8 protein-coding genes are annotated in these 12,403 nt (G+C 54.5%); 3 read left to right on the top strand and 5 right to left on the bottom strand.

The window, feature by feature from the left end; genetic code table 11:
* From Q4579_RS09770 to Q4579_RS09760, 3 genes are all read left to right on the top strand, one after another.
* The coding region (locus Q4579_RS09770) for a hypothetical protein (RefSeq protein WP_303563587.1) at positions 1-363 on the top strand (363 nt) is incomplete at its 5' end.
* A gap of 100 nt (positions 364-463) precedes the next feature.
* Positions 464-1,630 carry a lytic polysaccharide monooxygenase gene (locus tag Q4579_RS09765; RefSeq protein WP_303563586.1) on the top strand — a complete coding sequence of 389 codons (1,167 nt, stop codon included), beginning with the start codon at positions 464-466 and terminating at the stop codon, positions 1,628-1,630.
* 260 nt (positions 1,631-1,890) lie between these two features.
* Entirely contained in the window at positions 1,891-3,516 is a 1,626-nt protein-coding gene (locus tag Q4579_RS09760) for a methyl-accepting chemotaxis protein (RefSeq protein WP_303563585.1), read from the top strand.
* A gap of 68 nt (positions 3,517-3,584) precedes the next feature.
* Here the strand turns inward: Q4579_RS09760 and Q4579_RS09755 are convergent, their stop codons facing one another.
* The 5 genes from Q4579_RS09755 to Q4579_RS09735 all read right to left on the bottom strand — a co-directional run bounded on the left by Q4579_RS09755 (position 3,585) and on the right by Q4579_RS09735 (position 12,247).
* Positions 3,585-4,151: a DUF1566 domain-containing protein gene (locus Q4579_RS09755; RefSeq protein ID WP_303563584.1), complete on the bottom strand. Its 567-nt coding sequence runs from the start codon at positions 4,149-4,151 to the stop codon at positions 3,585-3,587.
* Between the two features lie 11 nt (positions 4,152-4,162).
* Positions 4,163-5,611 carry a DUF1566 domain-containing protein gene (locus tag Q4579_RS09750; protein WP_303563583.1) on the bottom strand — a complete coding sequence of 483 codons (1,449 nt, stop codon included), beginning with the start codon at positions 5,609-5,611 and terminating at the stop codon, positions 4,163-4,165.
* 21 nt (positions 5,612-5,632) lie between these two features.
* On the bottom strand, positions 5,633-7,906 hold the full coding sequence (locus Q4579_RS09745; RefSeq protein WP_303563582.1) for a proprotein convertase P-domain-containing protein: 2,274 nt from the start codon (positions 7,904-7,906) through the stop codon (positions 5,633-5,635).
* Positions 7,907-7,916: 10 nt separating this feature from the next.
* Positions 7,917-10,073 (bottom strand): TonB-dependent hemoglobin/transferrin/lactoferrin family receptor, encoded by a 2,157-nt coding sequence (locus tag Q4579_RS09740; RefSeq protein ID WP_303563581.1) that lies wholly within the window; start codon positions 10,071-10,073, stop codon positions 7,917-7,919.
* A 107-nt stretch (positions 10,074-10,180) separates the two neighbouring features.
* A complete protein-coding gene (locus tag Q4579_RS09735) occupies positions 10,181-12,247 on the bottom strand; it encodes a prolyl oligopeptidase family serine peptidase (protein ID WP_303563580.1) in 2,067 nt (688 codons plus the stop codon).
* Positions 12,248-12,403 lie beyond the last annotated feature (156 nt).

Here is a 12,403-nt window from a genome sequence, read left to right as displayed (position 1 = left end):
CCCGACAAAACTCAAGATTCATCGGATCCTCTTCTCCTCTGCCATCAGCGTTTCGACATTCTGAATGCTGCGCATTCATTGTCGCTGGCCTGGCCGGCCGCGTTAAGTCCAGCAGGGGGAGCCACTTCAGAAGCCCTGGTCGAAAGACCGGGGTTTTTCTTTATGCGTCCCGACAAAACTCAAGATTCATCGGATCCTCTTCTCCTCTGCCATCAGCGTTTCGACATTCTGAATGCTGCGCATTCTGACAATTCCTCTTTCACAAGAATTCTCAGCACGCCATTCTTTTTTGCCTTGATTAAAAAACTTGCGATTAGTCCCAAGTATTTCGTATCTGATGTAAGAAAAACTGACAGGGTTTGAGTCACTTCCTCTCTTAACATACTCCTGATTGCCAGTTCCTTTCGACTCGTCCAAACCATCTAATGCAAATATGCACATAACGCTTTTTTAAGGAGAGAAAATGTTGCTTCAAAATACCGCGTGGCGGAAAGGGATATGGTTGCTGGGCGCCGGTTCAATCATGAGTTCCTTATCAACAACAGCACAGGCACACGGGTACATGGAGTACCCGCCAGCCAGACAGGAAATCTGTTCACAAGACGGTGGCTACTGGGATTCAACGGATGGCTCGACCATTCCGAATGCAGCCTGCCGGGCAGCCTTCCTTGAGTCCGGCTGGTATCCCTTTGTACAAAAGCCGGAATTTGCCAAACTGGTGTCGGACTTTAACAATCAGGCTGCTGTTGAGCTGGCCATCCCCGATGGCAAACTATGTTCTGCCGCAGACAGCAAGAAATCCGGGATGGACCTCCCCTCCCCTTACTGGCAGAAAACAACCATTGATACGACCAATCAAGGTCAGCTCAGTGTGTTATATCGCGCTGAGACGCCCCACAACCCGAGCTTCTGGAAGTTCTACCTGACCAAGCCAGGCTTCGACAGTGCCACACAGGTGCTGACCTGGGGCGATCTGGAGCTCATCGCGGATGTCGGCAATATCCCAACCACCACCATTAACGGCCTCAAGTATTATCAGATGACCATCACCTTACCCACCGACAGAACGGGCGATGCGATTCTCTTTTCCCGCTGGCAGCGTGATGACCCGGCTGGTGAAGGCTTTTACAACTGTACCGACATCCGGTTTGCAGGTTCGGATACCGGTCAGCCGGATGCATGGACCCCAGCAGGTGCTTTTGTGAAAGCGACAGACATTGCCCAGCCGGATGAAACCGTCTGGTTCCGGATCTTCGACCAAAACGGTGTTGAAGCTGTTTCTGAGCAACTGGCCATCACAGCCGCCAACCAGTCCCAGTCGGTCTGGGCGGCGACTTTAGCAGACACTGTCAATCAGACCTACCCGCAGCAGGTGCAGGTCGGAAAACAAGGGACGGATGGCAGTATTGTGTTTGACGCTCAGGATCTCTATGGCAATCAGATCTTCCTGAAAAACAGGGATTACACTTACCAGCTGGATATCAAGCTGCTGCCAGCAGCGCCCGCCTGGGATGCCAATCAGGCGTATGTCGCAGGTGATAAAGTACTGTTTGAAGGTCTGGTCTATACCGCAAAATGGTGGACCAAAGGTGAACAACCCGGACAGGCAGCAGTCTGGGCACTCAATTAACCCGCCAAACTTCGGATGGGCCATTACTGGCCCATCTTTTTCACCCAGATATGCCACCAATAGCACTAAATGCTAGTTCTCACGTTTCACAATAATATTCATTGGTAAATGACGAATATTGAACCTCTTAAGCAGGATCATATTTTGTCACTTTTCTTCTCTTCACGTTACACAACCTGATCTAGTATTTTTGCGAAGAAAAATAACCCCGATTCAAAATAATGATACGGGTCTCATAAGCATGATGTAGAGAGCAGGGAATGAAACTCAGAACACAAACTTATTTGCTTTCCGGAATTATTCTGGCCGCAATGCTGGTCATTATGATCACCGGATTATGGACATTACGCGTCGCCAGTAATCAGGACAACGAATCCAGAGTCACACAACTCTTCACCAGTACTTACAGTACGCTGGTGGAATTCGAGAAGATGTCCAAAGAAGGTTTACTGAGCGAATCAGAAGCCAAGGCGATGGCGACCCGGCTATTGCGCAATAACATTTACAAAGACAATGAGTATGTTTATGTCGCGGATGAACAACTCAACTTTATCGCCGCACCACTGGATCCGCAATTGCACGGCACCAGCTTCCACGACTTCAAAGATGGTCACGGAAAAAGTGTCGGCTCCATTCTGGAACAGGCCGTTGCGACCAGCGGCAATCAGCTGGCGCAGTATATCTGGACCCAAAAACAAGCGGACGGCAGCATTGAAGAGAAACGCTCAATCGCCCGTCGTTCCCCCCTGTGGGGCTGGTATGTTGGCACCGGAATCGGCTATAACGAAGTCAATCAGCGTTTCTGGTCTACCGCGAGCTGGCAGCTCATCTTGTGCATCTTTATCACAACAGCCATTCTGGCCGTCCTGATTTTCGCCAGTAAGCGGATTCTGAATCTGCTGGGCGGAGAGCCTCATGAAGTTCAGACCGCCGTTCAGGCCGTTGCAGATGGCCGGATTACCACTCGTTTTGAGACCCGAGCGATCCCAGGTAGTATTTACTTCGCCGTCCAGACCATGAGTCTGTCACTGGCAGAACTGGTGAATCAGCTCAAACAGTCGATGGCGGAACTGCGTCAGGAAATTGATCACGTCTCGTCCCGTTCCGAAGTAATTGCCAATCTGACCGATGACCAGCAGCAGTCCACGGCCATGATCGCAACGGCAATGACTGAAATGGCCTCTTCTGCCAACAATGTGGCAGCCTCTGCCAGCGATACGGCCAAGAACACCGAACGCGCCGACGAACAGAGTCAGGTCACCCAGACGCTGATTCTGTCGACCGTTGGCAATATTCAGGGATTGGCGGATCAACTGGGCACAGCCAGTCAGGCGGTTGCACATCTGGATACCGAAGTGAACAGCATTGCCCGGGTGCTGGAAGTGATTGGCGATATTGCCGAGCAGACCAATCTGCTGGCGCTGAACGCTGCAATTGAAGCAGCCCGTGCCGGTGAGCAGGGCCGCGGCTTTGCCGTGGTGGCCGATGAAGTCCGGAATCTGGCGGGCAGAACACAAAACAGCACCAAAGAGATCCAGCAGATGATCAGCCGTCTGCAAAGTGGTTCCCGCAATGCGATTGAGACCATGGAAACCTGTGCAGCCACCAGCCAGACCACAGTGCAGCAGTCGCAAGAGGCTTCGGAAGCCTTGCAGCAGATTGTCTCGGCGCTGGAGAGCATCACCCAGATGAGCCATCAGATCGCAGCCGCGGCCGCAGAACAGACGCAGGTCAGCGACGATATTTCAAACCGGATCAATACGATAGAAGACAGCGGCAGACAGTTGTCTGAGGTGGTCGGTCAGAGCCATCACAGTACCCGCTCATTACAGGGGCTGTATCATGAGCTGGAAAAATGGACCGGAAAATTCAGCCTAAAATCCTGAACCAGGCCTCAGCCCTGATCATAAAAACCCCACGTTGCCGTGGGGTTTGTCTCAGATGCACCATTCGCTTACTGCGCGCCGTCACTCACCAGCAACACACCCAGCTCAAAATCCTGATAGCCGTAATGCATCACCATGCCATCATTCAGGCCTAGACTCAGAATCGTCTGACTTGCGGCATGCGGCGTCGACGACCAGACATTGGTGGTGACTTCCCATTGTTCATCTTCGGTCCGGATCAGGCCCGGGAAAGCTTTGAGGTTCAATGCCGGTGAAATACAGGCGACCTCACGCAGGCTCACCAACTCTTTGATGTTGGGCAACCGCCACCCGGAAACCCCATCCACCACTTTGTGCTTCTCGTTCAGATCAATCTGGAACAGCGCCTTCTTCCAACTGTAACCTTCCCGCGCACCTACACAGGTTTGCTGCACCGAATCCCACGATGTGCCCATCAGGCAACGACGCCAGACCAGATTAGTCTGCAGATCCGTCACAGTCCCATGCTTGTTTTCCTGAAAACGGATATCCGGGGCGCTGCCGGACATATCCTGATAGCAGGACTGAAATGCAGCCATCGCATTGGCTGAGCACAGCAGCGCACAGAACCATACGCCAGCAATTTTTTTCAACATCATTTGATTCCTTATTCCGCAACCATCCGAACTGCCATCACATTTGGCGACAGACATTCTTCACCCGGCACACACAGTGCCTGATAGGCCGTGATTTCGCCCAATCCTGTGCCACCGTCAGCACCCGTCATCTGCGTCAGATAGGTAATCGCTTTACCTGAGGTATAACCGGGATCCGTTCGCAGCAGGGTTGAAGACCAGTAGAAGCCATAAGGTAAGTCTTCACTGCCGATCCACAGATCGTTGAAGAATGTCACCGTCAGGCCATAAATGTTGTTGTTTACGTCGGTTGCCGTTTCACTGAAATCGAGCAAGTCATACTGTTCATGCATGGTCGGCAGACGCCAGTTTGTTTTCCCGCACAGTGCTGATTCATTCAGTTTCTGGCTGTACGCCAGAGTTGTGCAGGCTTCCAGTTGATCCGAGCTGCAAGACGCCAGCGCGAGTTCATCGGCATGTGGCTTCACGGTCTCGGTTTCCAGTGCAAACAGACGGTGTTTGTCGCGGAATGAGCCCGTATCATCCGCTTTGATTTCCCAGACAAGGCCACTGCGCTCATCTTTCACACAATGCCAGGTCGCACTGTCTTCAGGCAACGGCTGCCCCTTGGCGTCCAGTTTGGTGAACTTGAAACCGCCCTCGGTCACATCCAGTCCGAAACTGGCATCCTGTCCCGGTGCACCGGGATCCGGCTCATCGGTCAAAGCACCTGTCGACAGATTCAGATGCTGAACCATGCCAGTATCATTGAGCTGTTTGACCGACATCCGGCCCAGTGCCAGGATTTTCTCCAGCTTCTCTTCATCCAGCGTATCGGCCATCAGATCGGCACCATACATGCCCAGACCTTTCGCAGCACCGGCAACCACAACGCCATAATCTGTATGGCGGCTGCTCAACTGGCTGAGCAGAGACAGCACCTTGCCATCCAGTTCTGCCAGTACGGCATCATCACTGCCTGCCAGCAAATCTGATGGCGGCGTCATTCCCAATGCTGTCAGGTGATTTTTCACCGAAGCAATCGCTGTATTCAGGCTGGCACCGGACAGCATTTCACCGACCACCAGAGTAGTGACTCCATTGATCAGCGTGTGCGCATTTTCACGGGCAGCGGGCGCAGCCAGATTCAATGCCGTCGTTGCCGTTGAGCGGGCCGCAACCACTGGCGTGGCCTGAACCAGCAGCGGGGAAGTTTTCACCCGGATGTCTGTACTGGTCAGGGTAAAGTGATATTGCGTGGCTTTGAGCGATGGCTCATCGGTGCTGCATGTCCAGTCTCGATTGACATCCGCACATACTGTCATCGGCAGGTCAACCGATTCAGAAGAGACACGACCGCTGACGTCATAGGTCGGTTGATGCTGATCACCTGAATTGCTGCTGCCGGAGCCCGAGCCATTACATCCGCTCAGAACCATGGTCAGCGCAACCGGCAAGACCGCAAGTTGGATTGAATTCATCTGATTCTCACTTCTTTCGAATTAAAATGGGCGGCGTCTCAGAAACGCCATCGCCAGGCCAAACAGCAGGCTCAGCACCCCGAGCGCCCCCCCGCCGGATGTGCCTTGGTTGTCTGGTTTTACGGTGTTGTCTTTGTTCGGTTGGGCGGTCTCTGCATGGCCGCAGTCATACCCGGTCACTGCACCAATCCCCCAGGCTTTGAGGGTGCCGCGCTGCCCTGTCACCCGGTCGGTCACTTCCAGCACCCAGTTTCCGGACATCGGCTCCCCCACCAGCGTCGACAGTGCCGGGGTACTCCCTTGGGTAAAGGTGTAGGTTTTTTCGGTCAGAGGCGATGACTGGTAAGTCATCAGCGGAAAGCTCCGGCCTGACGGTGTACGGACCACCACCCGCAGATCAGAAAAACGCGGATGCGATACAGACAGCTGAATACCAAAGTCATCCGATACCAGCCCGGCACCTGCTGGCACTTTCAGAGCATCCATGGATTCACCCAGTAATATCTTGCCGCCGTCATTGATCTGACGGGCATCCGACAGGGCTACATTCAGCACTTTCAACGGCTGTGACAATGTTGGCACGCCGTAGGTAAAGCTCAGTTGCTGCTGACTATGACGGGATTTTTGGGCCGCATGCTGCGTCACCGTAATATCAGCAGTCAGTTGAATGGCTTCACCGCATTGCAGCGAAGCAGGAACCTGAATGGCTTCTCTGGCCTCAGTCACGGCACCTGGCACAACCTGCGTTGCCTGTACCTGCTGATGCCAGTTCAGCGCAGGCATGGACAACTGAGCACTCAAAGCGGCCAGTGTCTGCTCACTGTCATTGGCCAGCGCGACAGAGAAGTCCGTCAGATGCTTTCCGGTCACTGCCAGCGCAGAAGTTGCCTGAGCCAGAACAACGGTGTCATTCAGAATGCCATGGTGAAGAAAACGAGCGGTGAGCCACTGGGCATAGTCTTTCTGCGGATAAAGGCGCTGCGCCGCATCCACGGTGGAGCGGGCCAGATCGTCCATCTTCATGCCATAGCCCATCCCGGCCATGCCTTCGATCACCACCCGATTGAATTCATCAAAAGCCGCCTCGCCATAGACGGCTTCCGCCTGCTTCAGGGTCTGAAACAGAGGCGTTGACCACAGTTCATCGCCCAATGTGCCGGCCACGGAAATATGGGCCCGGTATTCCATGTCACGGTTGTAGCGGGCATCGTCATCATGCAGCGATCGACGGGATTTCACCGCGCCTGCTGCCCCATCCCAATTGGCAAAAACATCCAATTCAAAGCGTTCATTCCGATGACGCTGAACCCAGAAACTGTAAGCCCCGGCCCAGTAATCGCCGAAACCTTCACCAATGGCGCCGGTGTCTCCGCCTTTCCAGTCCGGCACCAGCATATCGTTGATGGCGTGGCCGAATTCATGCAGCACCACATCCGCATCTTCACTGTCCGGCACGCCACCCACCCCCATCGACAGGATGCTGACGTCATCCAGATAGGTCGAGTTATTGGTGCTCTGGCCCTGCGCATCAATTTTCAGCGGCGCCGTAAACAGAGCCCGCTCTCCCGTAAAGCCCAGGCTGGCCAGATATTGCAACGACTGATCCAGGTGATAGAACGCATTGACATCCCGAAACGCTGCAGACTGCCGGGTGAAATCAAACGGCTGTCCGTCTGCAACGGTCACCAGACCTTGCTGCGGCCCGACATCCAGTGCTGTCATCGACTGAATATCGATTGCCATTACCCGATCATTGCTCAGATACAACTGGCCGTCTTTTCGCGTGACTTCCACGCCGGACACCGTGGTGTAAGCCTCAGCCGGAATCACAATCTCATCCACATCTGAATGATCCGCTTCAAGGGCACGACCCGTCGCGGTGCGCGGATCCGGATCAAACACCGTCATCGCTGTCTGAACAATGTCGCCCTGCGGCGGCGTCAGTAAGGTGTGCGGACGCGGTGGCAATGGCACATTCAGCGCGCACTCGTCGACGTTATCCACCAGATGATTGAACAGACGGTGAAGCTGACCATGACTGTCCGTGGTCACCACGATGGCGCCTTCACAGAACTGACCTGAAGCCTGCTGCTGCACAAAATGATAATGCGTACCCAGCAGGCTCTGACGGGTGCCCCGCAGCGCCAGCCGGTCGGTTTGCGGATATCGCGCCTGAACATACGCCAGCGCGTCATCACTGTTGTGAATCGCCGGGGTGTCCAGCGGGTAAATCAGGTGCTGGGCCTGAAGCGGCGCACACAAGATCGCCGCCAGAGTCAGTAAAGATCGTTTCATCCCGGCATCCTTAAAAACGGTACTTGGCGTTCACGCTGAAATAGCGGCCCGGCTCGGTCGCAAAGGTGGTTTGTGCTTCTGTCACACCGGCCACGTCCTGATATCGGGTGTATTCACGATCAAACAGGTTATGCACCGCCGCATTGATCCGAAAATCTGGCGTCACGTCATAGCCAACGCCCGCATCCATCGTCATCCAACCCGAGGTTGTTGCGCAGTTCTGACGGATCCCCAAACTGTCTGCACAACTGGGGACCTGATCCATCGCCGCAGCGTAATTCACCCGCATGAAGCCATTCAGACTGTCCTGCTGGTAAATCAGCATGGAGTTGCCTTCCAGCGGCGTCAGGGTCCGAATCGGTTCACCGTGCTCATCTTCGCCATCAACAATGCCCAGTTGCGTGGCCAGATTCAGACGGTCGTTGAACCAGTAGCTGACCGTCATCTCGGCACCATAAGTTTTCACGCCATTCAGGTTCTGATACTGCACCTCGGCGTACTTGCCGGCGTCATTCCAACCGATGGTTTTTTCACTGATAAAGTTATCGAAAACGGAATAGAACAGCGCGCCGTAGACAGCCAGCTGACCGTCGTCGTATTTGGCTCCCAACTCCAGATTGTCACTGGTTTCCGCATCCAGATCCGCATTGGGCCGGATGACGAAATTCCCCAGATCGCTCGACAAGTGCGGGACAAAGCCATACGCCTTGGCATAAGACGGCGCCAAAAAGCCATGGGTGTAACTCAGGTAAGATTTCAGTGCCGGCGTCCACTGGTAAGCCAGAGACAAGCTTGGAGAAAGCTCGCTGCTGCTGAGCTCATGCAGCGGGTAGCCGCCAATGGTGTCCTCCACCTCAGACGACATCTGTTGGACGTCGAAACGCAGCCCCGGTGCCAGATTCCATTTGCCCCAGCGAATGTCATCATGCACATAGATGCCAAAAGTGTTCGTTCTGGCCGTCGCAAAAGGTTCCGAGTCCGTCAGCATGTTCCCGGTCCAGTCCACGACACGCACATTGATCGGGCGCTCATGCAACATACTTTCCAGTGCAACACCCCAGGCAAATGTATGTTCAACATCACCCAGGCTGACCTGCTTTTGCAGATCAGACGACACGCCGATCAGGTGATCATTAAAAGCCCGGTTTTCAGACTGACGGCGCTTGAATACCAGCCCTTCCTGCGTACGCTGCATGCCAATATCTTTGTCACTGGCTGTGTCGGTCTGACGGTAATACAGATTGATATCCGCCTGATCAGCCAGCAAACTTTCACCTTCCCACTCAGCGCCTGCGCGCACGGACAGCGTGGTAGTATCCGCTTCTTCCAGAAACGAAGTCGCTTCCCAGATGCCGTCCATCTGAGTCGGGGCAATCCCCTGCGCCCGGCGAACCTGCTGGTTGTAATAATCCACCTTGCCTTTGAGCAGCCAGCTGCCATTGAGGAACCATTCACTGGTCAGCGCCGCATTGATCCCGTCAATATCGCGGACATACAGGGACTGCTCATGGTTTTTGGTCTCGCTGCCCTGCCAGTAGCTGAGGCGCACCAGATGCGCGGTGTCACCCATCCGGGCTGCTGTGGTCAGCGTCGAGATATATTTATCGCTGATGCCTGAATATCCCCCTGTCAGGCCAACATAATGATCCTCGCTGCCCAGATAATCGCTCGGGGTTTTCGACGTCAGGACCACCACACCGCCAATCGCGCCAGAGCCATAGAGCGACGAGTCAGCCCCTTTCACCACCTCAATCTGTTTGACGTCACCCAGATCAAAACTGTTATGACCTGCGACATCGTTCAGATCGCTGGCGCCATAACCATCTGCCACTTTGACACCATCTTTGATCACCGCGATCCGGTTGCCGCTCATCCCCCGGATCGTGATATTTTGCGGACGACCGGCACCACCACTGACACTCACACCCGGTTCATGCGACAGTACATCGTACAGCTCGGTCGCCCCCTCGCGCTCAATATCGTCACGGGTGATCACGGCGACAGAGCCGTTGGTTTCAGACAACGGTTGCTCAATGCGGGTCGCCGTAACGACCACGGTTTCCATCTTTTTCGCATCTGGCTGCTGGGCGGCCAGGCTGTGAAAACTCATCAGGCCAGTGGTACTGGACAAGGCATACAAAGCCAGGGGGATAGGCTTTAACTGCATGGTGCAAACTCCGGTTCTCAACAAAAAATTACAAGTGAAGGTTGATTCAGGTAAAAGCAGCCCCTCCGGCTTCACAGGAAGCCAGACGGGACTGATTCAATTTCATCTCAGGGAGACTCGGTCCCGGAGGACACCAGACTCAGCAGGAAAGCATACTCGCGGGCTTGCTGCTGTTGTGCCTGCCGGGCATCCTGGCGGTGTCCGCCAGACAGATCGGTCTGAAGCAAATACGGCCCCGGATTCAGACTGTTTTCACGCACGCGCATCACCCACCGGGCGGGCTCCCAGTAAGGCACCTGCGTGTCATACAATCCGGCCGTCACCAGCATCGGAGGATAAGCCTGAGCGGAAATATTGTCGTTCGGGCTGTAACTCGCCATCACGGCGCGCTGCGCCGGATCACTCGGATCGCCCCACTCCGCATATTCCTGACGGGTCAGCGGCAAACTGGGATCCGACATCGTGGCGATCACATCCACAAAGGGCACCTGAAGCACGGCACCGGAAAATAAATCAGGCTGGCGATTCAGGGCGCCAGCAACCAGTGTGCCACCGGCACTGCCGCCCAGTGCCAGAATCGGGCGGTTCTGGCCATGATGAAAAGCTTTCATCACTTCAGCCACAGCCAGAAAATCATCGAAAGCACGGGGCTTATTGACCCCTTTCCCTTGCGTATACCAGTCCGGTCCCAGATAACCGCCGCCCCGGACATGGGCAATCGCATAAATCACGCCCCGATCCAGCAAGCTGATGATCTGCGGCATGAAATAAGGACGAACCGGCGTGCCGTAAGCGCCATAACCGTAAAGGATGACCGGCGATGTCTGCGTCAAACGATCGGCTCGATACGCCAGTGTAACCGGGACAGAAACGCCCTGATGGCGAACCTGAATTTGCTCCGTCCGGTAATTGTCCGGTGCAAAATCGGGATAACGATCTTCTGCCACAACCCTGAAGGTCTGCTGCTTCAGACTGAACGCTTGCCACTGCGGCGGCTGTGTCATCGACATCCTGCGGATCATCACCGACTGGCCGTAGCGGTTCGTATTACCCGACAGCCAGGCGACACCGCCCGCAGGGGTGATCGGGCTATCGTTCTGGACGACACCCTGATAGTTCAGCACCACCAGACGGCTCAGATTCTGCGCTGTCACTTCCAGCACAATATGCTCCGGAAACAGCAGCCAGTTCTTGATGTGCTGATTGTTTTCCGGTTGCCAGAGCGGTTGCCATGCAGCCTGAGACGACGCCCCCCGATGGGCTGTCTTCGGAAGCGCGCTCTGGTACAGCGCAAAATCACCGTTCAGATTGCTGGACAAAAATAAACGGCCATGACGGACATCGGCATAATATTCAATGCCGGATTCCCGTGGGCGAATCACCCCCAGCGACTGACCCCTGTTACTCTGAATCAGCCACTGCTCGCTGGTGTTGTGATTATTGGACTGAATCAACAGGTATTGATCTGCAGTGGCGGCATACACGGAAACGAGCCAGGCCGGATTGTCTTCCCGGAAAATCGTGGTTTGTGTCGCCGTAGTCAGCGACCAGCGACGCACCGCAAATGGCCGGTACGTGCCGGATTCATTCTCAACAAAGTACAGGCTTTGGCTGTCCTGACTCCAGGCCAGATCCGTGCTCGCCGCCTCAGTCAAGGTTGCCTTGATCTGACCCGTGCGCAGATCCAACACAGTCAGTGCGTAATTTCGGTCGCCACGCCGGTCTTCAGTGATCGCCAGCAGGCGATGATCCGGGCTCACCTGCCAGCTGCCGAGGTGATAATAATCCGAATGCTGACTGCGTTTGCTCAGATCGGCAACAGTCTTCACTGTCCCGCTCTTAGCGTGCTGTTGCCACAACACCCCCTTGCTCAGCCGGTAATTGTAGGTCCCGGCCAGATGCCAGGGTCTTTCAGCGATCGTTGCCTGACGAGACTGCCACTCATGGCGCAGTGCTGTTTCCAAAGGTTGCTGTGGTGAGAGAGTTTTCGCCGTGTGCTGATTCTCAGTACGAAGAAAATTCAGAACCCTTGCCGATTGCCGCGAATCATCGCGCAACCACGCATCGGATGGATACTGGCTGGCCTGAACTACAGGTTCTGCGGCTTGCGCAGATCCAGCCCAGGACAGAGCCATCACAACGGCCTGCGCCATACCTATCAAGAAACTTTTCATCCCCAAATGACAACCTATTAACAACGCAATCAGGAAAAGCAATATTCTGCCCATTAAACAGGGCGCACATCATGCCGACAGAAGATAATGAGATCAATTATCAGTTTCATTTATATTTGCGAAATAAGTAAGCGAAGTGATATTGATCACAATTAT

It is taken from the genome of Photobacterium sp. 1_MG-2023 (assembly GCF_030547945.1).
Taxonomy (GTDB): Bacteria; Pseudomonadota; Gammaproteobacteria; order Enterobacterales; family Vibrionaceae; genus Photobacterium.
Note: the sequence above shows the minus strand (reverse complement) of the source record. Positions and strands in the feature narration are given on the sequence as shown.